We start from the raw sequence: 20,394 nt of genomic DNA on the forward strand, positions 1-20,394 counted from the left end.
ATAACCGCTTCGCACGACATGACGTCGGCGGACGCAAAAAAGCCGCCCGCAGGCGGCCTGGCATCGACTGGGGCGGCGCTCTCAGTGCATGCCGTGTTTCATCGGCGCGGCGGTCAGCGCACGCACAGGGGCCTCGACGTCGACCGTCTCGCGCGCGCCATCAGCCGCTTCGAAAGTCAGCGTCATCGGCACCGTCATGCCTTCGGACAGCGGCTTGGCCAGCCCCATCAACATGATGTGATACCCGCCCGGTTTGAGGTCCACCTTGGCGCCGGCGGGCAGATCGAGCGCCGCGACCGGGCGCATCTTCATGACGTCGTTCTCCATCGTCATTTCATGCACCTCGACCTGCGCCGCGGCCGGGCTGCTGGCCCCGACCAGGCGCGTCGGGGCGCTCGCCGTCAGCCCCATGAAAGCCCCCGTGGCCTTCTGCGCGGCCACCGTGCCGCGCACCCAGGGGTCACTCACCGACACACCGCCGGCGCACGCAGCGGTTACGGTACAGGCCGACAGGATGGCGGCGATCAACTGACGGGTGTGCTTCATGGCGCGGTAACTCCGGTCGTTATGTCGCTCAAAAGGGTACCCCAAAGCGCGTGCGCACCACTGCGTCAGTTCGTCGCACAGCGGCTGCGCGCTGCCGCTTGCGCCATAATGGCGGGCGATGTTCGACCACCCCGCGCCCTCTCTCGACGACTCCCGCCCGGACGCCCGCCAGAGTCATGTCGCCCGCCTGATCACCCTGCGCTGGTATTCGGTGCTGGCGATGATTGCGCTGGCCGTTGGCGCCGCGCCGGCACTCGACATCCACATCCCCGCGGTCCCCATCGTGATGATTGCCGGCGCCCTCGGCCTGTGGAACCTGCTGCTCCTCAAGGGCCTGTCCGCCCCGAACCCACCCGGGCCGTGGAGCATCCTGCTCGAACTGGTGGTCGACCTGGCTGCCTGGAGCGGCGTGCTCTATCTCACCGGCGGGGCCACCAACCCGCTCATTTCCTTGTTCCTGCCCTTGATCGCGGTCGGTGCCGCCGTGCTGCCGGTGCTGCACACCTGGCTGCTGTCGGCCCTGTCGATCGGAATCTACTCGTGGCTGTGGGTGCACCATCAGCCCCTCGGCCTGGCCGACCCGACCCGCGCCATCGACTGGCATCTGGCCGGGATGTGGGGCACCTTTGCGGTGTCCGCGCTGGTGATGACATGGTATGTATCGCGCATGACCAGCGCAGTGCGCGCCCGCGACCACGCACTGGCCCAGGCCCGCGAGCGCCGTCTGCGCAACGAGCGCATCGTCGCCATGGCCAATCTCGCCGCCGGCGCCGCCCATGAAATGGGCACCCCACTGGGCACCATGCGCCTGATCGTCGACAGCCTGCGCATGCAGTGCGACGACGACGGCGAAATTCATGAGGATCTGGTGGTCATGGAGCAGCAGATCGCCCACTGCCGGTCGATACTCTCGCGGCTGACGGCCTCCGGCGGGCAGGCGCGGGTCGAGGCCGGCGGAGCCATCGCGGCAGCCGATTGGCTCGGGGGCGTGCTCGCCACCATCGAATCCCAGCGGCCCGACGTCACGATCGACCGCGCGGGCATCGACACACTCGCCGGTCTGCGCATGATCGCCGACCAGTCGCTCACCCAGGCCATGCACAACCTCGTCAACAACGCGGCCACGGCATCGCCCGACCGGCATGTCGCCGTCAGCGCCGGGCAAACGCAAGGGCAGCTCGAGATCCGCCTGGCCGATCGCGGCCCCGGCATTGCGCCGGACATCCTCGACGCCCTGCACCGCGCCCCCGCGGAGCGCCCGACCAGCAGCAACGGCCTCGGCATCGGGCTGCTGCTCAGCCTGGGCGCCATCGAATCCTTTGGTGGCACGCTACGCTACGCCCCGCGCGACGGCGGCGGTACCATCACCACCGTCACTCTGCCTTTGCTCAACCCATGACAACTTCAGGCATCCGCACCGTTCTGGTCGTCGACGACGACCCCGCCTTCAACCGCATTCTGTGCCGCACCCTGTCGCATCGGGGGCTCGAATGCATCGGTGCGCTCGACGGCAGCATGGCCCTGCAGGAGATGCGGCGCGTGCGACCGGATGCGGTCATTCTCGATCTCAACCTGGCAGGCAGCTCCGGCCTGCCCCTGATCGCCCCCCTGCGCGAGGTGCGCGCCGACACCCGCATCCTGGTCCTCACCGGCTACGCCAGCATCACCACCGCGGTCGACGCCATCAAACTTGGCGCCCATCAGTATCTGGCCAAGCCGGCCGACGCCGACAGCATCCTGCGGGCTCTCACCGACGCTGTCACGGCCCCGTGCGACACGGCGCCCGTCGAACCGATGTCCGTCGACCGCCTGGAGTGGGAGCACATCCAGCGCGTGCTGGCGGAACACCAGGGCAACATCTCCGCTACCGCCCGCGCGCTCAAGATGCATCGCCGCACGCTACAGCGAAAGCTGGCCAAACGCCCGGTGAAGGAATGAGCGCCGACGGCGAGCGCATCGACAAGTGGTTGTGGGCCGCGCGCTTCTACAAAACCCGTAGCTTGGCAAAGGCCGCCGTCGACGGCGGCCATGTGCATGTGAACGGCACGCGGGTCAAACCCGCACGCATGCTCCACCCGGGCGACACACTGGAAATTACGCTCGGCACGCGCAAGGTGACCTTGACGGTGGCCGGGCTCTCCGAGCGCCGCGACCCCGCCCCGGTCGCCCAGCTGCTCTACGCCGAAACCCCCGAGAGCCTTGCCCGCGCCGAAGCCGAACGTGCCCAGCGCCTGGCACAAGGTCCAGCCCGCCAGGGCGGGCGACCGACCAAACGGGACCGGCGCCTGATTCACCGCTTCAACGAATCGGGCGACACCTGAATCAAGACGGTCACGCGGACTGGGCCAAAGCACGCAACACTCGCCGAGTGCGCCTTCCTGGCAATCGATGAGGGCCGGCCCACAAGCCACCAAACCCGGGCCTACCGGAGCCGGTGAGCGCGCCGGAAACAAAACGCCCCGCTTGAGCGGGGCGTTTTGCTGATCGGGATCATGGTCGGGTCTAGGCCCCGACCGGTCGCGTTCAAGCGGCTTTTTCTTCCGCCGGTGCGTCGATCGGCTCAGCGGCCTCCTCAGGACGATCCAGCAACTCGACCAGCGCCATCGGTGCATTGTCGCCGTCGCGGAAGCCGTACTTCAGGATGCGCAGATAGCCGCCGTTGCGGGCAGCGAAACGCGGGCCCAGCTCGTCAAAGAGCTTGACCACCATGTCGCGGTCGCGCAGACGGTCGAAGGCCAGACGGCGATTGGCTACCGTGGCTTTCTTGCTCAGCGTGATGAGGGGCTCGACCACCCGGCGCAGTTCCTTTGCCTTGGGGAGGGTCGTCTTGATGACTTCGTGCTGCAGCAGCGCATTTGCCATGTTGCGGAACATTGCCTGGCGGTGTGCACTGGTGCGGTTCAGCTTGCGAAGACCGTTACGGTGACGCATGATCTCGTTCCTTTATCCCTGCCGAATCAACCGAGCTTCTCGAGCCCGGCCGGCGGCCAATTTTCCAACTTCATGCCGAGCGTCAGGCCGCGCGAAGCGAGCACTTCCTTGATCTCGTTCAGCGACTTGCGACCGAGATTCGGCGTCTTGAGCAGTTCGGTTTCCGTCCGTTGGATCAGGTCACCGATGTAATAGATGTTTTCTGCCTTCAGGCAATTCGCCGAGCGGACAGTCAGCTCCAGATCATCGACCGGACGCAGCAACACGGGGTCGATCGTCGGCGCCTGTGTGGCCTCGACTTCGATCGGCGTGCCTTCCAGATCGGCAAACACGGACAGCTGATCAACCAGCACGCGAGCCGCAAAGCGGATCGCCTCTTCCGGATCGACGGCACCGTTGGTCTCGATATCGATCACCAGACGGTCCAGGTCGGTACGCTGCTCGACCCGTGCGCTTTCGACCTTGTAGCTGACACGACGCACCGGGCTGAACGAAGCGTCCAGCACGACATGGCCGATCGACTTGGATTCGCCATTGGTCGGACGCTGGTTAGCCGGCTGGTAACCACGGCCTTCCTCGACCTTGATCTCCATGTCGAGCTTGCCGCCGGGCGCCAGATGCGCGATCACGAAGTCGGGGTTGATGACTTCGACGTCGTGGGTGGTCTCGATGTCCGCCGCCGTCACGACACCTTCACCGGATTTGGCCAGGCGCAGCACCGCATCCGAGCGGTTGTGCATCTTCAGCACGACCCCTTTCAGGTTCAGCAGCAGGTCGACCACGTCCTCGCGGACACCGTCCAGTGTCGAGTACTCGTGCAGCACGCCCTGGATGCTAACTTCGGTCGGTGCACACCCCGGAAGCGACGACAGCAAGATCCGACGCAGGGCGTTACCGAGCGTGTGTCCGAATCCGCGCTCGAACGGCTCCATCGTCACTCGTGCATGCACGGTCGACAGGCTTTGTACGTCAATGATGCGCGGTTTCAGCAGTACATTGCTTTGCATCAGCAGTCCTTGTTTCGCAAATTACGTCAGAAACCGCAATCAGCGGGAGTAAAGTTCGACGACCAGACCTTCGTTCAGCGTGGCAGGCAGTTCGCTGCGCTGCGGGTAGGCCTTGAACACGCCCTTGCCGGCTTTCACATCCACTTCGATCCATTCCGGGAATCCGCGGGATTCCGCAGCTTCCAGCGCCGCCTTGACACGCAGAGTGCCGCGGACGCTTTCGGTGACTTCAACCACATCACCCGGACGAACGTTGTAAGACGGGATGTTCACACGCTGACCGTTGACCAGGACGCCGTTGTGGCGAACGACCTGACGCGCTTCAGCACGGGAAACACCAAAGCCCATGCGGTAGGCAACCGAATCCAGGCGACCTTCCAGCAGTTGCAGCAGGTTCTCACCCGTCTGGCCGCGGCGGCGATCAGCCTCGGAATACACTTTCCGGAACTGGCGCTCGAGCACGCCGTAGAGGCGGCGGATCTTCTGCTTTTCGCGCAGCTGAACGCCGTAACCGGACATGCGCTGACCGGAACGCTGACCGTGCTGACCAGGCGCATAGGCGCGGCGCTCGATGGCGCACTTATCGGTAAAGCACTTCTCGCCTTTCAGGAACAGCTTCTCGCCTTCACGGCGGCACTGGCGGCACTTGGGATCAAGATTGCGGGCCACGTTTTACTCCTTGTTAGATACGGCGCTTCTTGGGCGGCCGGCAACCGTTGTGCGGGATCGGCGTGATATCGGTGATGCTGGTCACCTTGATACCCAGCGCATTCAGCGCACGCACCGACGACTCACGCCCCGGGCCAGGCCCCTTGATGCGCACTTCGACGTTCTTCACGCCACACTCCTGAGCGGCCTTGCCAGCCGCTTCCGCGGCCACCTGGGCGGCGAACGGAGTGCTCTTGCGCGAGCCCTTGAAGCCGGCACCACCCGAAGTCGCCCACGACAAGGCGTTGCCCTGACGGTCGGTGATGGTGATGATGGTGTTGTTGAAGCTCGCATGAACATGAACAATGCCTTCGGCAACGTTCTTCTTGACCTTCTTGCGAACTTTGGTTGCAGTCTTAGCCATATCTCGTCTCTATCACTTCTTGCCGGCAATTGCCTTGCGCGGTCCCTTGCGGGTGCGGGCGTTCGTGCGGGTCCGCTGACCACGGCACGGCAGACCGCGACGATGGCGCAGCCCACGATAGCAACTCAGGTCCATCAGGCGCTTGATGCTCATCGTGATTTCACGACGCAGATCGCCTTCAACCGAGAACTTGCCCACCTCGTCGCGCAGACGCTCCATATCCGACTCAGTCAAATCCTTGATCTTTGCCGAACGTGCAACACCGGCTGCGTCGCAGATTTTCTGCGCGCGCGTCCGGCCAACCCCGAAGATCGCCGTCAATGCGATTTCCGCGTGTTTGTGATTGGGAATGTTTACCCCAGCAATACGGGCCATCCGATCACCCCAGAAAGTTAAACCTTAAATTATAGTTCTGATAACTTTCGTTATCAACCCTGGCGCTGCTTGTGACGCGGATCGGTGCAAATCACACGAACCACGCCTTTGCGGCGAATGATCTTGCAGTTTCGGCAGAGGCGCTTCACTGAAGCCTGAACTCTCATTTCTATCTCCTGAAGATTCTGTTACTTGGAGCGGAACACAATCCGCCCCTTGGTCAGATCGTATGGCGTCAATTGCACTGTGACGCGGTCCCCAGGCAGGATCCGAATGTAGTGCATGCGCATCTTCCCGGAAATATGGCCCAGTACCGTATGGCCATTTTCCAGGCGAACCTTAAACATCGCATTGGGAAGGGTTTCCAACACCTCCCCCTGCATCTCGATGCCGTCTTCCTTCGTCATGGTGCTCTTACCGCATCGGCATTCCCGCACCCTTGAAATTGGCCTTCTTGAGAAGGCTTTCATACTGGTGCGACATGATGTACGCCTGAACCTGTGCCATGAAATCCATCGTCACGACAACGATGATCAGCAACGAGGTCCCCCCGAAATAAAACGGCACGTTCCACTTCAGAATCAGAAACTCAGGAAGCAGACACACCAGCGTGATGTACACCGCGCCCGCCATGGTCAATCGCATCAGGATGCGATCGATGTAGCGCGCCGTCTGCTCGCCCGGACGAATCCCCGGAACAAACGCACCGCTCTTCTTCAAGTTATCTGCCGTTTCCCGCGCATTGAACACCAGCGCGGTATAGAAGAAGCAGAAAAACACGATCGCAGCGGCGTACAACATCACGTAAATCGGCTGCCCGGGGGCCAAGGTGGCGGAAATGTCCCGCAACCAGGTCATGCCCTCGGAAGCACCAAACCATTGCCCCAGCGTAGCGGGAAACAGGATGATGCTCGACGCGAAGATCGGCGGAATGACGCCAGCCATGTTCAGCTTCAAGGGCAGGTGCGAACTCTGTCCGCCATACACCTTGTTGCCGACCTGACGCTTCGCGTAATTGACCAGAATCTTCCGTTGGCCACGCTCGACAAACACCACCAACGCGGTCACCAGCACCACCAGGATGCAGATGAACAAGGCCGTGAAGGGATGCATGCCGCCGGTGCGCACCAGCTCGAACAAACCACCGATCGCGCTCGGCAGGCCGGAGGCGATGCCGGCGAAAATGATCAGCGAAATGCCGTTGCCCAGTCCGCGCTCAGTGATCTGCTCACCCAGCCACATCAGGAACATGGTACCGGTCACCAGCGTCGCCACGGTCACGAAGCGGAACATCAAGCCAGGGTCCAGCACCAAGCCCGGCTGGCCTTCCAGCGCCACCGAGATACCGACCGCCTGGAACAACGCCAGCGCCAGCGTGCCGTAACGCGTGTACTGAGTGATCTTGCGACGGCCCGCCTCGCCTTCCTTCTTCAGCGCCTCGAGTTGCGGCGACGCGACGCTCATCAATTGCATGATGATCGACGCCGAAATGTACGGCATGATCCCGAGCGCGAAAATGGTGAATCGTGACAGCGCGCCGCCGGAAAAGAGGTTGAACACCCCAAGAATTCCGCCTTGCTGCGTCTGGAACAGTTCCGCCAGTTTCTGCGGATCGATCCCGGGCACAGGAATGTGCGCACCGATGCGATACACCACCAACGCCCCCAACAGGAACATCAGTCGGCGACGCAGGTCGCCGAACTTGCCCTGATTGCCAAGGGTCGCGGGTTGTTTTGCCACGATCTGACGCCTTACTCTGCGACGCTGCCGCCGGCCGCCTGAATCGCCGCAAGCGCGCCTTTGGTCGCGCCAACACCGGACAGGACAACCTTGCGGGTGATGGCACCCGACAGAATCACTTTCGCTGACAGCGCGTCAGCGGGCACCACGCCGGCCTGCTTCAGCACCAGCAGGTCGATCTGATCGACCGGCAGCGCTTCCAGCTCGGACAGGCGAACTTCGACATTACGGCCGCGCACCAGGGAGATGAAGCCGCGCTTCGGCAGACGGCGTTGAATCGGCATCTGACCGCCTTCAAAGCCGACTTTGTGGAAACCGCCCGAACGCGACTTCTGGCCCTTGTGACCGCGACCGCCGGTCTTGCCAAGCCCACTGCCGATACCGCGCCCAACGCGCTTGCGAGCGTGCTTAGCACCTTCGGCTGATTTGATGGTATTGAGTTGCATTTAGCCCTCGCACTTCACCAGATAGGCGACCTTGTTAACCATGCCGCGCACCTCGGGGGTGTCCTGGAGCTCAACCGTGTGGTTGAGGCGACGCAGACCCAGCCCACGCACGGTCGCGCGGTGGGACTGCTTGGTTCCGATGACGCTCTTGATGAGCGTGACTTTCAGTTTTTTGTCCGCCATGACCTCACCCAATCACTTCTTCGACCGACTTGCCGCGCTTGGCAGCGATTTCCGCCGGCGTACGCACTGCAAACAGGCCGTTCAACGTGGCGCGAACCACGTTGTAGGGGTTCGAGGAGCCGAGGCATTTGCAGATGATGTCGGTCACACCCATGACTTCGAACACTGCGCGCATCGGGCCGCCGGCAATGATGCCGGTACCGGAGGGCGCCGGCTGCATCAGCACCGTCGCAGCGCCATGCTTGCCCACCACCGCATGGTGCAGGGTGCCGTTCTTCAGGGACACCTTGGCCATCTTGCGACGTGCCTCGTCCATGGCCTTTTGCACGGCCACCGGCACTTCACGCGACTTGCCCTTGCCCATGCCGACGGCGCCGTCACCATCGCCAACCACCGTCAGCGCTGCAAAACCGAGAATTCGACCGCCTTTGACCACTTTGGTGACGCGATTGATCGCCACCATCTTTTCGCGGAACGAATCGTCGCGTTCTTCAGCTGCCGGGGCGCGTTTGGTTTGCTGTTTCGCCATTGCTAACCTCGCTTAGAACTTGAGGCCGGCTTCGCGAGCCGCCTCTGCCAGCGCCTTGACGCGGCCGTGATAATGGAATCCAGCACGATCGAAGGCGACGGTCTCGACGCCGGCGGCTTTCGCACGCTCGGCGATCGCTTTGCCGACGGACACCGCCGCGGCAACGTTTCCGCCATTGGTCGCATCGCCACGAACAGCAGCCTCGACAGTCGAAGCCGCTGCCAGAACGCGAGAGCCACACCCGGAAATGATCTGGGCATAGATATGCAGATTCGAGCGGAAGACCGTGAGTCGAACTGCTTTCAGCTCGGAGATTTTGGCTCGGGTTTTGCGAGCCCGACGCACGCGCGTCGCTTTTTTGTTCATCATGACAAACGGCCCTTACTTCTTCTTGGTTTCGCGGATGACGACAACCTCGTCCGCGTAACGAACGCCCTTGCCCTTGTACGGCTCCGGACTCCGGTAGGCACGCACTTCAGCGGCAACCTGGCCGACCTGCTGCTTGTCGACACCCTTGATCAGCACTTCGGTCTGCGTCGGCGTTTCCACCTTCACACCGGCCGGCATCTGATGCGACACCGGATGCGAGAAACCAAGGCTGAGGTTCAGCTTGTCGCCTTGAGCCTGAGCACGATAACCGACGCCCACCAGGGTCAGCTTGCGCTCGAAACCCTTGGTCACGCCGACCACCATATTGGCGACCAGCGAGCGCATCGTGCCGGACATCGCACGGCCATCGACTTTCCCTTCCACGGCGGTGCATTGAATGGAATCACCGTCCAGCGCAACCGACACCGACGGATGCAGCGCACGGGTCAGCGAGCCCAGCGGGCCCTTGACAGTAATGCTGCTCGCATCGAGTTTGATATCCACACCCTTCGGTACGGAGATCGGATTCTTTGCTACACGCGACATGTCCGCCTCCTTACGCCACGATGCAGATGATTTCGCCGCCAACACGACTGGCGCGAGCAGCACGATCGGTCATGACGCCCTTCGGCGTCGACACGATGGCCACACCCAGGCCGTTCATGACGCGGGGCAAATCCTGGCTGCCCTTGTAGACTCGCAGACCCGGCTTCGAAATACGTTCAATGCGCTCGATCACCGGCGCGCCGGCATAGTACTTGAGCGCCACGTCCAGCTCGGGCTTGCCACCGGCTTCGCGAACCGAGAAGCCATCGATGTAACCTTCTTCCTGAAGCACCTTGGCAATGGCCACCTTCAACTTGGAAGAAGGCATCACCACGGTCGACTTTTGCGCCTGTTGACCGTTGCGGATGCGGGTCAACATATCGGCGATTGGATCAGACATACTCATCTTCGTCTCTCCTTACCAGCTCGCCTTGGTCATACCCGGCACCTCGCCACGGAAAGCGACTTCCCGAAGCTTGTTGCGACACAGACCGAATTTACGGAACACACCCCGCGGACGACCCGTCAGGCTGCAACGATTACGACCGCGCGTCGGGTTAGCGTTACGGGGCAGTTGCTGAAGCTTCAGCCGAGCCGCCATACGCTCTTCATCCGACAGACCGCTGTCGTTGATTTGCGCGACCAGCGCAGCCCGCTTGGCGGCGTACTTCGCCACCAGCTTGCGACGCTTCTCTTCGCGATTGATCAGAGCCAGTTTCGCCATATCGCCCTCAATTCTTGAACGGAAACTTGAACGCCGCCAGGAGCGCTCGCGCCTCTGCGTCAGTCTTCGCGGTAGTCGTAATACTGATGTTCATGCCGCGCAGGGCATCCACCTTGTCGTACTCGATTTCCGGAAAAATAATCTGCTCTTTGACGCCGACGTTGTAGTTACCACGACCGTCGAAGCCTTTCGAGGCAATGCCGCGGAAGTCACGGACGCGCGGCAGCGCCACCGTCACAAAGCGATCCAGAAACTCGAACATGCGGGGACCGCGGAGCGTCACCATGCAGCCGATCGGGTACCCGTCACGAATCTTGAAGCCAGCGATCGACTTGCGAGCCCGGGTCACAACCGGCTTCTGACCGGCCACTTTAGCCATGTCACCCACCGCGAACTCCAGAATCTTCTTGTCGCCGACTGCTTCACCCACACCCATGTTCAGGGTGATTTTCGTGATGCGCGGAACCTCCATCACCGACTTGTAGCCAAACTGCTTGACCAAGCCCGGGACGACGGTTTCCTTATAGAAATCTTGCAAGCGTGCCATCGCGTTTCCTTATGCGTCGACCAGTTCGCCGTTCGACTTGAACACGCGCACCTTGCGACCGTCCTCAAGCACTTTGATCCCGACACGATCGCCCTTCTGGACGGCAGGATTGAACAGCGCAACATTGGAAACATGGATCGGCATGTCTTTCTCGACGATGCCACCCACCTCACCCTTCATGGGGTTCGGGCGCACGTGCTTCTTGACACGATTGACACCCTCAACAACCACCAGCTCGGCATCCACCCGACGCAGGACAACCCCGCGACGGCCACGATCCTTGCCAGCCAGAACGACGACTTCGTCGCCGGTACGAATCTTGTTCATGACCGCTCCTTACAGAACTTCCGGCGCGAGCGAAACGATCTTCATGAAGCGCTCGGTACGCAACTCGCGCGTCACCGGCCCGAAGATACGCGTCCCGATCGGCTCCAGCTTGGAGTTCAGCAAGACCGCCGCATTGCCATCAAACTTGATGAGCGCGCCATCCGAGCGACGAACGCCCTTGGCCGTACGCACCACCACCGCACTATAAACATCGCCCTTCTTGACGCGACCACGAGGCACCGCCTCCTTGATCGCCACCTTGATGATGTCACCCACCCCGGCGTAGCGACGCTTGGAGCCGCCCAACACCTTGATGCACATCACCGAACGCGCGCCAGAGTTATCGGCGACGTTCAGCACCGTTTGCATTTGAATCATGAGTTTTACACTCCAACTTGGCCCGCCATGCGGTCAGTCTTGGAACCCGTACGGGTTTTATGCTCGAAAGAGCAAAGAAGCGGAATTATAGTGGCTTGCCAAATACTTGACAAGCCACTTTCAACACTTTTTTAGATGATGCGTGCTTTCTCGAGAACCTTGGAAACTTTCCAGTTCTTCGAGCGGGAGATCGGGCGGCACTCTTCGATTTCCACCAGATCGCCGGCACCGGCCACGCCATCTTCATCGTGCGCGTGGTACTTCGCCGAGCGCATGATGATCTTGCTGTACAACGGATGCTTGACGCGACGCTCGACCAACACCGTCACCGTCTTCTGCATCTTGTCGCTAACCACTTTACCCACCAGCGTGCGGCAGGTTTTCACAGTTTCCTGAGTCATTACTGAGCCGCCTTTTCACGCAGAAGGGTCCGAATGCGCGCGATATCGCGACGCACCTTGCCAAGCTGGCTGGTATTGGTCAGTTGCTGGGTTGCCAGCTGCATGCGCAGACTGAACTGCGCCTTGAGCAATTCCAGCATTTCCGTATTGAGTTCTTCGACGCTCTTCGCGCGGAGTTCACTTGCTTTCATGATTACCCCACATGACGAGTCACGAACGTGGTCGCAAACGGCAGCTTTGCTGCCGCAAGGCGGAAGGCCTCACGCGCCAGGGATTCGTCGACACCGTCCATTTCGTACAACACTTTGCCCGGCTGAATCTCGGCCACGTAGTACTCCGGATTCCCTTTACCCGAGCCCATCCGCACTTCGGCGGGCTTGCGGCTGATCGGCTTGTCCGGAAACACGCGAATCCAGATCCGTCCGCCACGCTTGATGTGACGGGTCATCGCACGACGCGCCGACTCGATCTGGCGTGCCGTCAGACGGCCACGACCGGTGGCCTTGAGGCCGTACTCGCCGAAGCTCACCTTGGCGCCGCGGGTCGCCAGGCCGGTGTTACGGCCTTTCTGTTCTTTGCGGTACTTTCTTCTTTTCGGCTGAAGCATTATTCACTCCTGCTCTCAGTAGCCGCATCGCCACCGGTTTCGGCGCGGCGCGGTGCGCGACGCTGACCACGATTGTCACCGTCATTGCGACCGCCACGACGAGCGCGACGCGGTTCGTTCTCGGGCTCACTCACGGCGGGCTGCTCATTGCGGCCAAGCATTTCGCCCTTGTACACCCAGACCTTGATACCGGAGACGCCGTAGGTGGTCTTGGCTTCGGAAACGCCGTAATCGATGTTGGCACGCAGCGTATGCAGCGGCACGCGGCCTTCGCGATACCACTCGGTACGCGCGATTTCTGCACCGTTAAGGCGCCCGGAGCTCATGATCTTGATGCCCTGGACACCCAGACGCATGGCGTTCTGGATGGCACGCTTCATGGCACGACGGAACATGATCCGGCGCTCGAGCTGCTGCGCGATCGAATCGGCGATCAGCTGAGCATCGGTTTCCGGCTTGCGCACTTCTTCGATGTTCACATGAACCGGCACGCCGACCATTTTCTGCAGATCAGCCTTCAGGCGCTCGATGTCCTCGCCCTTCTTGCCGATCACCACGCCAGGACGTGCGCTGAACAGCGTGATCCGGGCGTTCTTCGCCGGACGCTCGATCAACACGCGGCCGACCGAGGCGTGCGACAGACGCTTTTTCAGGAAAGCGCGAACCGCCAGATCATCCGCTAGAGTCTTGGCGAAATCCTTTTTCGATGCATACCAGCGGGCGGTCCAGTCGCGGGTAACCGCGAGGCGGAACCCGGTAGGATGAATTTTCTGACCCATGAGTTCCCCTCAGTTCCCGACCGTCACGAACACGTGACATGTCGGCTTCAGAATGCGATTGCCCCGACCTTTGGCGCGCGCAGTAAAACGCTTCAGCGTCATACCTTCTTCAACGTGAATGGTCTTCACCTTGAGCTCGTCAATATCGGCACCGTCGTTGTGCTCGGCGTTCGCAATCGCGGACTCGACCACCTTCTTGATGATCTGCGCGCCCTTCTTGGGGGAAAACGCCAGAATGTTCAGCGCCTGCTCAACCGGCTTGCCGCGGACCTGGTCTGCCACCAAGCGCCCTTTCTGAGCGCTGAGGCGGACGCCGCGGAGGATGGCTTTAGTTTCCATTACCCAGACTCCTTAACGTTTCGCCTTCTTGCTGGCGAGATGGCCCTTGAACGTACGCGTCAGGGCAAATTCACCGAGCTTGTGGCCGACCATGTTTTCCGACACATACACCGGCACGTGCTGACGGCCGTTATGCACGGCGATCGTCAGACCGACGAAATCCGGCAGAACCGTCGAGCGACGCGACCAAGTCTTGATCGGGCGCTTGTCGTTGCTACCCCGCGCCGCGTCCACCTTTTTCAACAGGTGAGCGTCGACGAACGGGCCTTTTTTCAGAGAGCGAGTCATCCGTTACCCCTTAACGCTTTTTGCGGCGCTGAACAATCATCGAGTCGGTGCGCTTGTTGTTGCGCGTCCGATAGCCCTTGGCCGGCGTGCCCCACGGGCTGACCGGCACACGGCCTTCGCCCGTACGACCTTCACCACCGCCGTGCGGGTGATCCACCGGGTTCATGACCACGCCACGAACCGTCGGACGGATACCGCGCCAGCGATTGGCACCGGCCTTGCCGATCTTGCGCAGACCGTGCTCGCCGTTACCCACTTCGCCGACCGTCGCACGGCACTCGACGTGCACACGACGAATCTCGCCGGAGCGCAAGCGCAGTTGGGCATAGGAGCCTTCGCGCGCCAGCAACTGGACGGAAGCGCCGGCCGAGCGGGCCAACTGAGCCCCCTTGCCAGGCTGCATCTCGATGCAGTGGATCACGGTACCGACCGGAATATTCCGGATCGGCAAGGCATTGCCGACCTTGATCGGCGCCTCGGAACCACTGACCACTTCCTGACCCACTTCGATGTTGCGCGGGGCAATGATGTAGCGACGCTCGCCATCGGCATAGCACAGCAGTGCGATGTGCGCCGTGCGGTTGGGGTCGTACTCGACACGCTCAACCTTGGCCACGATACCGTCCTTGTTGCGACGGAAATCGATCATGCGATAGTGCTGCTTGTGACCACCGCCCTGATGACGAACCGTGATACGACCTGCATTGTTGCGGCCAGCCTTTTTCGACTGCTTCTCAATCAAAGCACCGTGCGGGCGACCCTTGTACAGATCCTTGTTGACCACCTGAACAACCGCACGACGACCGGCGGATGTCGGTTTAACTTTTACCAACGCCATAGCTCAGTCACTCCCCTGCCGCGAAGTTGATTTCCTGGCCGGGCTGCAGGCAAACGAACGCCTTTTTCCAACCCTTGCGCTGACCGGTGATTTTCCCGAAGCGCTTGACCTTACCCTTGACGTTCGCGATCTGGACCGACTTCACCTTGACACTGAAGAGCGACTCGACCGCCGCCTTCACTTCCGGCTTGGTCGCATCGGACACGACGCGAAACACCACCTGTTCATTCTTGTCGGCGATATAAGTCGCCTTCTCGGAGATCTGCGGGGCCAACAAGACCTTCAGCAGACGCTCTTGTTTGAGCTGACTCATTGCCACACCTCCTGCATCTTCGCCAGCGCACCCTTGGTCACGACGACCTGCGGGAAGCGCACCAGCGACACCGGATCCGCCTCGGTCACCTCCAGCACCAGCACGTCACGCAGATTGCGCGATGCCAGGAAGAGGTTTTCGCTCAGCTCTTCGGTAATCACCAACACCGAATCCGCAAAGCCCATACCCTTCAGCTTGTCCGCGAACAGTCGGGTCTTCGGCGCTTCCAGGGCGAAATCCTCCACCACCGAAATGCGGCCTTCACGCGCCAGTTGCGACAGGATCGACGCCACGCCGGCGCGATACATCTTGCGGTTGATTTTCTGCGAGAAGTTCTCGTCGGGCGAGTTCGGGAAAATCCGACCACCCCCGCGCCACAGCGGACTGGACGCCATACCGGCACGCGCACGACCGGTACCCTTCTGGCGCCACGGCTTGCGGGTCGATTTGGCGATCTCGGAGCGACCTTTCTGGGCACGATTCCCCGAACGGGCGTTGGCCATATAGGCAACCACGACCTGGTGAATCAGCGCCTCGTTGTACTCGCGCCCGAACAAGACGTCGGACACCTGGACCGTCTCGGCAGACTGACCCTGATCATTGAGAAGCTTAAGTTCCATCACGCCCCCTTGACTGCCGGCCGAACGACCACATCACCACCCCGAGCACCCGGGACAGCACCCTTGACGAGCAACAGCTGACGCTCGGCATCCACACGAACCACTTCCAGGTTCTGCATGGTGCGACGAACATCACCCATGTGAGCCGCCATACGCTTACCCGGAAGCACCCGCCCCGGATCCTGCGCCTGACCGATCGAGCCAGCGGAGTTGTGAGACACGGAGTTACCGTGAGAAGCGCGGTTCGACGAGAAGTTGTGACGCTTGATGGCGCCAGCAAAACCCTTACCGATGGACGTCCCGACGACATCGACCTTCTGGCCGACACCAAAAATGTCCACAGTCAGCACATCGCCCGGCTTGACGCCATCGAGCGCTGCTGCATCGACACGAAACTCCTGAAGCAGCCAGCTTGCCTCAACACCTGCTTTGGCAAGGTGACCCGCGAGCGGCTTACCCACCCGGCTAGCGCGACGCTTGCCGAAGGCAACCTGGACGGCGGTGTAGCCGTCGGTCTCAGCGGTCTTGATCTGGCTAACGCGGTTGTCGGACATGTCAAGCACCGTCACGGGGATGGTTTGACCATCGTCCGTGAAAATGCGAGTCATGCCGACCTTGCGACCTACAAGGCCTAGACTCATTTTATTCTCCCAAATCCCGGTTGCGATTGACCGGGGCCGTAAAGAGTTTTTTGCGCGAAAAACGCAAAGGCCGGATTATACCGGCCTCGGCGCTTAGAACACAAGCCAAGAATTACTGCAGCTTGATTTCCACATCCACACCTGCGGGCAGGTCGAGTTTCATCAATGCGTCGACCGTCTTTTCGGTGGGATCGACGATGTCCATCAGGCGCTGATGGGTACGAATCTCGAACTGATCGCGCGAGGCCTTGTTCACATGCGGCGAACGCAACACATCATAGCGCTCGATACGCGTCGGCAGCGGCACGGGGCCACGGACGACTGCGCCGGTGCGCTTTGCCGTCTCGACGATCTCAAGCGCGGACTGGTCGATCAGGCGGTAATCGAAGGCCTTCAGGCGGATACGGATTTTTTGGCTTTGCATGATGTTGTCCAAAGAGCGAGGGCGGTGCAAAGGCACCGCCCGGGGAGGGTTGATTACTCGATGACCTTGGCCACGACGCCGGCACCGACGGTACGACCGCCTTCACGGATGGCGAAGCGCAGACCTTCTTCCATGGCGATCGGGGCGATCAGCTTGACGGTGATCGACACATTGTCGCCCGGCATGACCATCTCGGTGCCTTCGGGCAGCGAGATCGAACCGGTCACGTCCGTGGTGCGGAAGTAGAACTGCGGACGGTAGTTGGCGAAGAACGGGGTGTGACGGCCGCCCTCTTCCTTCGACAGCACGTAGATCTCGCCCGTGAAGTGGGTGTGCGGGGTAATCGAACCCGGCTTGCACAGCACCTGGCCACGCTCGACGTCTTCACGCTTGGTGCCGCGCAGCAGCACGCCGACGTTGTCGCCAGCCTGACCCTGGTCGAGCAGCTTGCGGAACATTTCCACGCCGGTGCAGGTGGTCTTGACGGTCGGCTTGATACCGACGATCTCGATTTCCTCACCCACCTTGACGATTCCGCGTTCGACACGACCGGTCACCACAGTGCCGCGGCCGGAGATCGAGAACACGTCTTCGATCGGCAGCAGGAAGGGCTTGTCGATGGCGCGCTCGGGCGTCGGGATGTAGGAATCCAGGGCGTCGGCCAGTTGGAAAATCGCCGGCTCGCCGATCGGGCTCTGGTCGCCTTCGAGGGCCTTCAGGGCCGAACCCTTGACGATGGGCACATCGTCGCCCGGGAAGTCGTACTTGGAGAGCAGCTCGCGCACTTCCATCTCGACCAGCTCGAGCAGCTCTTCGTCGTCGACCATGTCGCACTTGTTCAGGAAGACGATGATGTACGGCACGCCGACCTGACGGGCCAGCAGGATGTGCTCGCGGGTCTGCGGCATCGGGCCGTCAGCGGCCGAGCACACCAGGATCGCGCCGTCCATCTGGGCAGCGCCGGTAATCATGTTCTTGACGTAGTCGGCGTGACCCGGGCAATCCACGTGGGCGTAGTGACGGGTGGCCGTCTCGTACTCGACGTGTGCCGTGTTGATCGTGATGCCGCGCGCTTTTTCTTCCGGCGCGCTGTCGATCGACGCGTAGTCCTTGGCTTCACCGCCGAACTTCTTCGACAGAATCGTCGTGATCGCCGCCGTCAGCGTGGTCTTGCCATGGTCAACGTGACCAATCGTGCCGACGTTGACGTGCGGTTTCGTCCGCTCAAACTTACCCTTAGCCATTGTTTCGTTTCCTTAGTCTCGAAAATACGAAATTACTTGCTCTTGATCACAGCCTCGGCCACGTTCTTCGGGGCCTCGCTGTAATGCTTGAATTCCATCGAATACGTTGCGCGACCCTGGGTCAGCGAACGCAGCGAGGTGGCGTAGCCGAACATCTCGGCCAGCGGCACTTCGGCACGAATCCCCTTCATGTCGCCGGCGATGTCGTCCATGCCCAGCACGATACCGCGACGACCGGACAGGTCGCCCATCACGTTGCCCATGAAGTCTTCCGGCGTCTCGACCTCGACCGCCATCATCGGCTCAAGCAGCACCGGATTGGCTTTACGCATGGCGTCCTTGAAGGCCATCGAACCGGCCATCTTGAACGCGTTTTCGTTCGAGTCGACATCGTGGTAGGAGCCATCGAACAGCGTGACCTTGACATCCACCACCGGGAAGCCGGCCAGCACACCGCTCGGCAGCGTGTCGCGAATGCCGCGATCGACCGCCGGGATGTATTCACGCGGCACCACACCACCTTTGATGGCGTCGACGAACTCGTAGCCCTTGCCCGCCTCGTTCGGCTCCAGCTTGATCCAGACGTGGCCATACTGGCCGCGACCGCCGGACTGCTTGACGAACTTGCCTTCCTGCTCGACAGCCGAACGCACCGCTTCACGGTAGGCCACCTGCGGCGCACCGACGTTGGCTTCCACGTTGAATTCGCGCTTCATGCGATCGACGATGATCTCGAGGTGCAGCTCGCCCATGCCGGAGATGATCGTCTGGCCGGATTCTTCGTCGGTGCGCACGCGGAACGACGGATCTTCCTGGGCCAGACGGCTCAGGGCGATACCCATCTTTTCCTGGTCGCTCTTGGTCTTGGGCTCTACGGCCACGTGAATCACGGGATCCGGGAACTCCATGCGCTCGAGAATGATCGGCGCATCGGGGGAGCACAGGGTTTCACCCGTAGTGACATCCTTGAGACCCACGCAAGCAGCGATATCGCCGGCGCGCACTTCCTTGATCTCGATCCGGTCGTTGGCGTGCATCTGCAGCAGACGGCCGATACGTTCTTTCTTGTCCTTGACCGAGTTCAGCACGGTGTCGCCGGAATCCAGAACACCGGAATAAACACGAATGAAGGTCAGCTGACCAACGAACGGGTCGGTCATCAGCTTGAACGCCAGGGCCGAGAACTTCTCGTCGTCCGACGACTTGCGCGTCAGCTCATTGCCATCTTCATCGGTACCTTGCACGGCCGGCACTTCGGTCGGCGAGGGCATGAATTCGATGACCGCATCCAGCATGCGTTGAACACCCTTGTTCTTGAACGCGGTACCGCACAGCATCGGCTGGATTTCGCAGGCGATGGTGCGCTTGCGCAGACCGGCCATGATCTGGGCTTCGCTCAGATCGCCGCTCTCCAGGTACTCGTTCATCAGCTCTTCGGTGGCTTCGGCAGCCGCCTCGACCATCTGCTCGCGCCAGGTCGCAGCCTCTTCGGCCAGGTTCGCGGGAATCTCGGCGTAAGAGAACTTGGTCCCCTGCGACGCCTCGTCCCAGACGATCGCCTTCATCTTGATCAGATCGACCACACCTTCGAAGTGCTCTTCTGCACCGATCGGCAGCACCACGGGCACCGGATTGGCCTTCAGGCGACTCTTCATCTGAGCCACGACCTTGAAGAAATCCGCACCAGAGCGATCCATCTTGTTCACGAAGGCCAGACGCGGCACACGGTACTTGGTTGCCTGACGCCACACCGTCTCGGACTGCGGCTGAACACCACCCACCGCGCAGTAGACCATGCAGGCACCGTCGAGCACGCGCATGGAGCGCTCGACTTCGATCGTGAAGTCGACGTGCCCCGGAGTGTCGATGATGTTGATGTGATGCTCGGGATAGCTCAGATCCATCCCCTTCCAGAAACACGTGGTCGCCGCGGAGGTGATGGTGATGCCACGCTCCTGCTCTTGCGCCATCCAGTCCATGGTCGCTGCGCCGTCGTGAACTTCACCAATCTTGTGGTTCACGCCGGTATAAAACAGGATTCGCTCGGTCGTCGTTGTCTTGCCGGCGTCGATGTGAGCCGAAATACCGATATTGCGGTAACGCTCAATAGGTGTCTTGCGAGCCACGGTAGCAACCCTTCCCAATCACGCCAAGGCGCGATTTTTTCTTTCAGTCGATTA

At 61.3% G+C, this 20,394-nt stretch carries 35 protein-coding genes; 3 read left to right on the top strand and 32 right to left on the bottom strand.

The window, feature by feature from the left end; translation table 11 throughout:
* Nucleotides 1–81: 81 nt before the first annotated feature.
* Nucleotides 82–546 carry a copper chaperone PCu(A)C gene (locus I8J34_RS07100; protein WP_214360710.1) on the bottom strand — a complete coding sequence of 155 codons (465 nt, stop codon included), beginning with the start codon at nt 544–546 and terminating at the stop codon, nt 82–84.
* Nucleotides 547–664: 118 nt separating this feature from the next.
* Here I8J34_RS07100 and I8J34_RS07105 point away from each other — a divergent pair, with 118 nt between their 5' ends.
* Genes I8J34_RS07105 through I8J34_RS07115 form a run of 3 tightly spaced genes read left to right on the top strand, consistent with a single transcriptional unit; the run spans nt 665 to nt 2,867 of the window.
* Nucleotides 665–1,945 carry an ATP-binding protein gene (locus I8J34_RS07105; protein ID WP_214360711.1) on the top strand — a complete coding sequence of 427 codons (1,281 nt, stop codon included), beginning with the start codon at nt 665–667 and terminating at the stop codon, nt 1,943–1,945.
* Nucleotides 1,942–2,484, top strand: coding sequence for a response regulator transcription factor (locus I8J34_RS07110; protein ID WP_214360712.1), 543 nt, complete (start codon nt 1,942–1,944; stop codon nt 2,482–2,484). The genes I8J34_RS07105 and I8J34_RS07110 overlap by 4 nt, the downstream gene beginning before the upstream one ends.
* Nucleotides 2,481–2,867: an RNA-binding S4 domain-containing protein gene (locus tag I8J34_RS07115; protein WP_214360713.1), complete on the top strand. Its 387-nt coding sequence runs from the start codon at nt 2,481–2,483 to the stop codon at nt 2,865–2,867. Before I8J34_RS07110 ends, I8J34_RS07115 begins: the two co-directional genes overlap by 4 nt.
* Before the next feature lie 202 nt (nt 2,868–3,069).
* On the opposite strand, the gene rplQ is transcribed toward I8J34_RS07115, so the two are convergent.
* The 31 genes from rplQ to fusA all read right to left on the bottom strand — a co-directional run bounded on the left by rplQ (nt 3,070) and on the right by fusA (nt 20,340).
* Nucleotides 3,070–3,477 carry a 50S ribosomal protein L17 gene (gene rplQ, locus I8J34_RS07120; RefSeq protein ID WP_214360714.1) on the bottom strand — a complete coding sequence of 136 codons (408 nt, stop codon included), beginning with the start codon at nt 3,475–3,477 and terminating at the stop codon, nt 3,070–3,072.
* A gap of 26 nt (nt 3,478–3,503) precedes the next feature.
* On the bottom strand, nt 3,504–4,484 hold the full coding sequence (locus tag I8J34_RS07125) for a DNA-directed RNA polymerase subunit alpha (RefSeq protein ID WP_214360715.1): 981 nt from the start codon (nt 4,482–4,484) through the stop codon (nt 3,504–3,506).
* A 39-nt stretch (nt 4,485–4,523) separates the two neighbouring features.
* Nucleotides 4,524–5,153, bottom strand: coding sequence for a 30S ribosomal protein S4 (rpsD, locus tag I8J34_RS07130; RefSeq protein ID WP_214360716.1), 630 nt, complete (start codon nt 5,151–5,153; stop codon nt 4,524–4,526).
* A gap of 13 nt (nt 5,154–5,166) precedes the next feature.
* On the bottom strand, nt 5,167–5,556 hold the full coding sequence (gene rpsK / locus I8J34_RS07135) for a 30S ribosomal protein S11 (RefSeq protein ID WP_144179136.1): 390 nt from the start codon (nt 5,554–5,556) through the stop codon (nt 5,167–5,169).
* Nucleotides 5,557–5,568: 12 nt separating this feature from the next.
* Nucleotides 5,569–5,931 carry a 30S ribosomal protein S13 gene (gene rpsM, locus I8J34_RS07140; protein WP_214360717.1) on the bottom strand — a complete coding sequence of 121 codons (363 nt, stop codon included), beginning with the start codon at nt 5,929–5,931 and terminating at the stop codon, nt 5,569–5,571.
* 53 nt (nt 5,932–5,984) lie between these two features.
* Nucleotides 5,985–6,098 (bottom strand): 50S ribosomal protein L36, encoded by a 114-nt coding sequence (gene rpmJ / locus I8J34_RS07145; RefSeq protein ID WP_004258276.1) that lies wholly within the window; start codon nt 6,096–6,098, stop codon nt 5,985–5,987.
* Between the two features lie 21 nt (nt 6,099–6,119).
* Nucleotides 6,120–6,338: a translation initiation factor IF-1 gene (gene infA, locus I8J34_RS07150; RefSeq protein ID WP_214360718.1), complete on the bottom strand. Its 219-nt coding sequence runs from the start codon at nt 6,336–6,338 to the stop codon at nt 6,120–6,122.
* Between the two features lie 7 nt (nt 6,339–6,345).
* Nucleotides 6,346–7,671 carry a preprotein translocase subunit SecY gene (secY, locus tag I8J34_RS07155; protein WP_214360719.1) on the bottom strand — a complete coding sequence of 442 codons (1,326 nt, stop codon included), beginning with the start codon at nt 7,669–7,671 and terminating at the stop codon, nt 6,346–6,348.
* Nucleotides 7,672–7,682: 11 nt separating this feature from the next.
* A complete protein-coding gene (gene rplO / locus I8J34_RS07160; RefSeq protein WP_214360720.1) occupies nt 7,683–8,117 on the bottom strand; it encodes a 50S ribosomal protein L15 in 435 nt (144 codons plus the stop codon).
* Nucleotides 8,118–8,300, bottom strand: coding sequence for a 50S ribosomal protein L30 (gene rpmD / locus I8J34_RS07165; RefSeq protein ID WP_214360721.1), 183 nt, complete (start codon nt 8,298–8,300; stop codon nt 8,118–8,120).
* 4 nt (nt 8,301–8,304) lie between these two features.
* Nucleotides 8,305–8,829, bottom strand: coding sequence for a 30S ribosomal protein S5 (gene rpsE / locus I8J34_RS07170; RefSeq protein ID WP_214360722.1), 525 nt, complete (start codon nt 8,827–8,829; stop codon nt 8,305–8,307).
* 12 nt (nt 8,830–8,841) lie between these two features.
* Entirely contained in the window at nt 8,842–9,195 is a 354-nt protein-coding gene (gene rplR, locus I8J34_RS07175) for a 50S ribosomal protein L18 (RefSeq protein ID WP_214360868.1), read from the bottom strand.
* Nucleotides 9,196–9,210: 15 nt separating this feature from the next.
* Nucleotides 9,211–9,744: a 50S ribosomal protein L6 gene (rplF, locus tag I8J34_RS07180; RefSeq protein WP_214360723.1), complete on the bottom strand. Its 534-nt coding sequence runs from the start codon at nt 9,742–9,744 to the stop codon at nt 9,211–9,213.
* 10 nt (nt 9,745–9,754) lie between these two features.
* On the bottom strand, nt 9,755–10,150 hold the full coding sequence (gene rpsH / locus I8J34_RS07185) for a 30S ribosomal protein S8 (RefSeq protein WP_214360724.1): 396 nt from the start codon (nt 10,148–10,150) through the stop codon (nt 9,755–9,757).
* Nucleotides 10,151–10,162: 12 nt separating this feature from the next.
* Nucleotides 10,163–10,468: a 30S ribosomal protein S14 gene (rpsN, locus tag I8J34_RS07190; RefSeq protein ID WP_214360725.1), complete on the bottom strand. Its 306-nt coding sequence runs from the start codon at nt 10,466–10,468 to the stop codon at nt 10,163–10,165.
* Between the two features lie 7 nt (nt 10,469–10,475).
* Entirely contained in the window at nt 10,476–11,015 is a 540-nt protein-coding gene (gene rplE / locus I8J34_RS07195) for a 50S ribosomal protein L5 (protein WP_214360726.1), read from the bottom strand.
* A 9-nt stretch (nt 11,016–11,024) separates the two neighbouring features.
* Nucleotides 11,025–11,342 carry a 50S ribosomal protein L24 gene (gene rplX / locus I8J34_RS07200; RefSeq protein ID WP_214360727.1) on the bottom strand — a complete coding sequence of 106 codons (318 nt, stop codon included), beginning with the start codon at nt 11,340–11,342 and terminating at the stop codon, nt 11,025–11,027.
* 9 nt (nt 11,343–11,351) lie between these two features.
* Nucleotides 11,352–11,720 carry a 50S ribosomal protein L14 gene (gene rplN, locus I8J34_RS07205; protein ID WP_214360728.1) on the bottom strand — a complete coding sequence of 123 codons (369 nt, stop codon included), beginning with the start codon at nt 11,718–11,720 and terminating at the stop codon, nt 11,352–11,354.
* Nucleotides 11,721–11,851: 131 nt separating this feature from the next.
* Nucleotides 11,852–12,121, bottom strand: a complete 270-nt coding sequence (gene rpsQ / locus I8J34_RS07210; protein ID WP_214360729.1) for a 30S ribosomal protein S17 — start codon at nt 12,119–12,121, stop codon at nt 11,852–11,854.
* The gene (rpmC, locus tag I8J34_RS07215) at nt 12,121–12,312 is read right to left on the bottom strand and encodes a 50S ribosomal protein L29 (RefSeq protein ID WP_214360730.1); all 192 of its coding nucleotides are present in this window, start codon (nt 12,310–12,312) and stop codon (nt 12,121–12,123) included. Before rpmC ends, rpsQ begins: the two co-directional genes overlap by 1 nt.
* 2 nt (nt 12,313–12,314) lie before the next feature.
* Nucleotides 12,315–12,728 (bottom strand): 50S ribosomal protein L16, encoded by a 414-nt coding sequence (gene rplP, locus I8J34_RS07220; RefSeq protein WP_144179121.1) that lies wholly within the window; start codon nt 12,726–12,728, stop codon nt 12,315–12,317.
* The gene (rpsC, locus tag I8J34_RS07225) at nt 12,728–13,507 is read right to left on the bottom strand and encodes a 30S ribosomal protein S3 (protein ID WP_214360731.1); all 780 of its coding nucleotides are present in this window, start codon (nt 13,505–13,507) and stop codon (nt 12,728–12,730) included. Before rpsC ends, rplP begins: the two co-directional genes overlap by 1 nt.
* Before the next feature lie 9 nt (nt 13,508–13,516).
* Entirely contained in the window at nt 13,517–13,846 is a 330-nt protein-coding gene (gene rplV, locus I8J34_RS07230; RefSeq protein WP_214360732.1) for a 50S ribosomal protein L22, read from the bottom strand.
* A 12-nt stretch (nt 13,847–13,858) separates the two neighbouring features.
* Nucleotides 13,859–14,134 carry a 30S ribosomal protein S19 gene (rpsS, locus tag I8J34_RS07235; protein WP_214360733.1) on the bottom strand — a complete coding sequence of 92 codons (276 nt, stop codon included), beginning with the start codon at nt 14,132–14,134 and terminating at the stop codon, nt 13,859–13,861.
* Nucleotides 14,135–14,144: 10 nt separating this feature from the next.
* Complete coding sequence (gene rplB / locus I8J34_RS07240) at nt 14,145–14,972, bottom strand: 50S ribosomal protein L2 (RefSeq protein WP_214360734.1); 828 nt, start codon at nt 14,970–14,972, stop codon at nt 14,145–14,147.
* A gap of 7 nt (nt 14,973–14,979) precedes the next feature.
* Nucleotides 14,980–15,285, bottom strand: a complete 306-nt coding sequence (gene rplW / locus I8J34_RS07245) for a 50S ribosomal protein L23 (RefSeq protein ID WP_214360735.1) — start codon at nt 15,283–15,285, stop codon at nt 14,980–14,982.
* A complete protein-coding gene (gene rplD / locus I8J34_RS07250; RefSeq protein WP_214360869.1) occupies nt 15,282–15,905 on the bottom strand; it encodes a 50S ribosomal protein L4 in 624 nt (207 codons plus the stop codon). Before rplD ends, rplW begins: the two co-directional genes overlap by 4 nt.
* On the bottom strand, nt 15,905–16,546 hold the full coding sequence (gene rplC / locus I8J34_RS07255; RefSeq protein ID WP_214360736.1) for a 50S ribosomal protein L3: 642 nt from the start codon (nt 16,544–16,546) through the stop codon (nt 15,905–15,907). Before rplC ends, rplD begins: the two co-directional genes overlap by 1 nt.
* Nucleotides 16,547–16,658: 112 nt before the next feature.
* Nucleotides 16,659–16,970: a 30S ribosomal protein S10 gene (gene rpsJ / locus I8J34_RS07260; protein WP_144179113.1), complete on the bottom strand. Its 312-nt coding sequence runs from the start codon at nt 16,968–16,970 to the stop codon at nt 16,659–16,661.
* Nucleotides 16,971–17,023: 53 nt separating this feature from the next.
* On the bottom strand, nt 17,024–18,214 hold the full coding sequence (tuf, locus tag I8J34_RS07265) for an elongation factor Tu (RefSeq protein WP_214360737.1): 1,191 nt from the start codon (nt 18,212–18,214) through the stop codon (nt 17,024–17,026).
* A gap of 32 nt (nt 18,215–18,246) precedes the next feature.
* Nucleotides 18,247–20,340, bottom strand: coding sequence for an elongation factor G (gene fusA, locus I8J34_RS07270; protein WP_214360738.1), 2,094 nt, complete (start codon nt 20,338–20,340; stop codon nt 18,247–18,249).
* Nucleotides 20,341–20,394 lie beyond the last annotated feature (54 nt).

Source organism: Denitromonas iodatirespirans (assembly GCF_018524365.1).
GTDB classification, from domain to species: Bacteria; Pseudomonadota; Gammaproteobacteria; order Burkholderiales; family Rhodocyclaceae; genus Nitrogeniibacter; species Nitrogeniibacter iodatirespirans.

Excerpts from the sequence above, each read along its gene's own strand:
- I8J34_RS07100 (WP_214360710.1), bottom strand. The coding sequence starts at position 546 with ATGAAGCACACCCGTCAGTTGATCGCCGCCATCCTGTCGGCCTGTACC.
- I8J34_RS07105 (WP_214360711.1), top strand. The coding sequence starts at position 665 with ATGTTCGACCACCCCGCGCCCTCTCTCGACGACTCCCGCCCGGACGCC.
- I8J34_RS07110 (WP_214360712.1), top strand. The coding sequence starts at position 1,942 with ATGACAACTTCAGGCATCCGCACCGTTCTGGTCGTCGACGACGACCCC.
- I8J34_RS07115 (WP_214360713.1), top strand. The coding sequence starts at position 2,481 with ATGAGCGCCGACGGCGAGCGCATCGACAAGTGGTTGTGGGCCGCGCGC.
- rplQ (WP_214360714.1), bottom strand. The coding sequence starts at position 3,477 with ATGCGTCACCGTAACGGTCTTCGCAAGCTGAACCGCACCAGTGCACAC.
- I8J34_RS07125 (WP_214360715.1), bottom strand. The coding sequence starts at position 4,484 with ATGCAAAGCAATGTACTGCTGAAACCGCGCATCATTGACGTACAAAGC.
- rpsK (WP_144179136.1), bottom strand. The coding sequence starts at position 5,556 with ATGGCTAAGACTGCAACCAAAGTTCGCAAGAAGGTCAAGAAGAACGTT.
- rpsM (WP_214360717.1), bottom strand. The coding sequence starts at position 5,931 with ATGGCCCGTATTGCTGGGGTAAACATTCCCAATCACAAACACGCGGAA.
- rpmJ (WP_004258276.1), bottom strand. The coding sequence starts at position 6,098 with ATGAGAGTTCAGGCTTCAGTGAAGCGCCTCTGCCGAAACTGCAAGATC.
- infA (WP_214360718.1), bottom strand. The coding sequence starts at position 6,338 with ATGACGAAGGAAGACGGCATCGAGATGCAGGGGGAGGTGTTGGAAACC.
- rplO (WP_214360720.1), bottom strand. The coding sequence starts at position 8,117 with ATGCAACTCAATACCATCAAATCAGCCGAAGGTGCTAAGCACGCTCGC.
- rpmD (WP_214360721.1), bottom strand. The coding sequence starts at position 8,300 with ATGGCGGACAAAAAACTGAAAGTCACGCTCATCAAGAGCGTCATCGGA.
- rpsE (WP_214360722.1), bottom strand. The coding sequence starts at position 8,829 with ATGGCGAAACAGCAAACCAAACGCGCCCCGGCAGCTGAAGAACGCGAC.
- rplR (WP_214360868.1), bottom strand. The coding sequence starts at position 9,195 with ATGAACAAAAAAGCGACGCGCGTGCGTCGGGCTCGCAAAACCCGAGCC.
- rplF (WP_214360723.1), bottom strand. The coding sequence starts at position 9,744 with ATGTCGCGTGTAGCAAAGAATCCGATCTCCGTACCGAAGGGTGTGGAT.
- rpsH (WP_214360724.1), bottom strand. The coding sequence starts at position 10,150 with ATGAGTATGTCTGATCCAATCGCCGATATGTTGACCCGCATCCGCAAC.
- rpsN (WP_214360725.1), bottom strand. The coding sequence starts at position 10,468 with ATGGCGAAACTGGCTCTGATCAATCGCGAAGAGAAGCGTCGCAAGCTG.
- rplE (WP_214360726.1), bottom strand. The coding sequence starts at position 11,015 with ATGGCACGCTTGCAAGATTTCTATAAGGAAACCGTCGTCCCGGGCTTG.
- rplX (WP_214360727.1), bottom strand. The coding sequence starts at position 11,342 with ATGAACAAGATTCGTACCGGCGACGAAGTCGTCGTTCTGGCTGGCAAG.
- rplN (WP_214360728.1), bottom strand. The coding sequence starts at position 11,720 with ATGATTCAAATGCAAACGGTGCTGAACGTCGCCGATAACTCTGGCGCG.
- rpsQ (WP_214360729.1), bottom strand. The coding sequence starts at position 12,121 with ATGACTCAGGAAACTGTGAAAACCTGCCGCACGCTGGTGGGTAAAGTG.
- rpmC (WP_214360730.1), bottom strand. The coding sequence starts at position 12,312 with ATGAAAGCAAGTGAACTCCGCGCGAAGAGCGTCGAAGAACTCAATACG.
- rplP (WP_144179121.1), bottom strand. The coding sequence starts at position 12,728 with ATGCTTCAGCCGAAAAGAAGAAAGTACCGCAAAGAACAGAAAGGCCGT.
- rpsC (WP_214360731.1), bottom strand. The coding sequence starts at position 13,507 with ATGGGTCAGAAAATTCATCCTACCGGGTTCCGCCTCGCGGTTACCCGC.
- rplV (WP_214360732.1), bottom strand. The coding sequence starts at position 13,846 with ATGGAAACTAAAGCCATCCTCCGCGGCGTCCGCCTCAGCGCTCAGAAA.
- rpsS (WP_214360733.1), bottom strand. The coding sequence starts at position 14,134 with ATGACTCGCTCTCTGAAAAAAGGCCCGTTCGTCGACGCTCACCTGTTG.
- rplB (WP_214360734.1), bottom strand. The coding sequence starts at position 14,972 with ATGGCGTTGGTAAAAGTTAAACCGACATCCGCCGGTCGTCGTGCGGTT.
- rplW (WP_214360735.1), bottom strand. The coding sequence starts at position 15,285 with ATGAGTCAGCTCAAACAAGAGCGTCTGCTGAAGGTCTTGTTGGCCCCG.
- rplD (WP_214360869.1), bottom strand. The coding sequence starts at position 15,905 with ATGGAACTTAAGCTTCTCAATGATCAGGGTCAGTCTGCCGAGACGGTC.
- rplC (WP_214360736.1), bottom strand. The coding sequence starts at position 16,546 with ATGAGTCTAGGCCTTGTAGGTCGCAAGGTCGGCATGACTCGCATTTTC.
- rpsJ (WP_144179113.1), bottom strand. The coding sequence starts at position 16,970 with ATGCAAAGCCAAAAAATCCGTATCCGCCTGAAGGCCTTCGATTACCGC.
- tuf (WP_214360737.1), bottom strand. The coding sequence starts at position 18,214 with ATGGCTAAGGGTAAGTTTGAGCGGACGAAACCGCACGTCAACGTCGGC.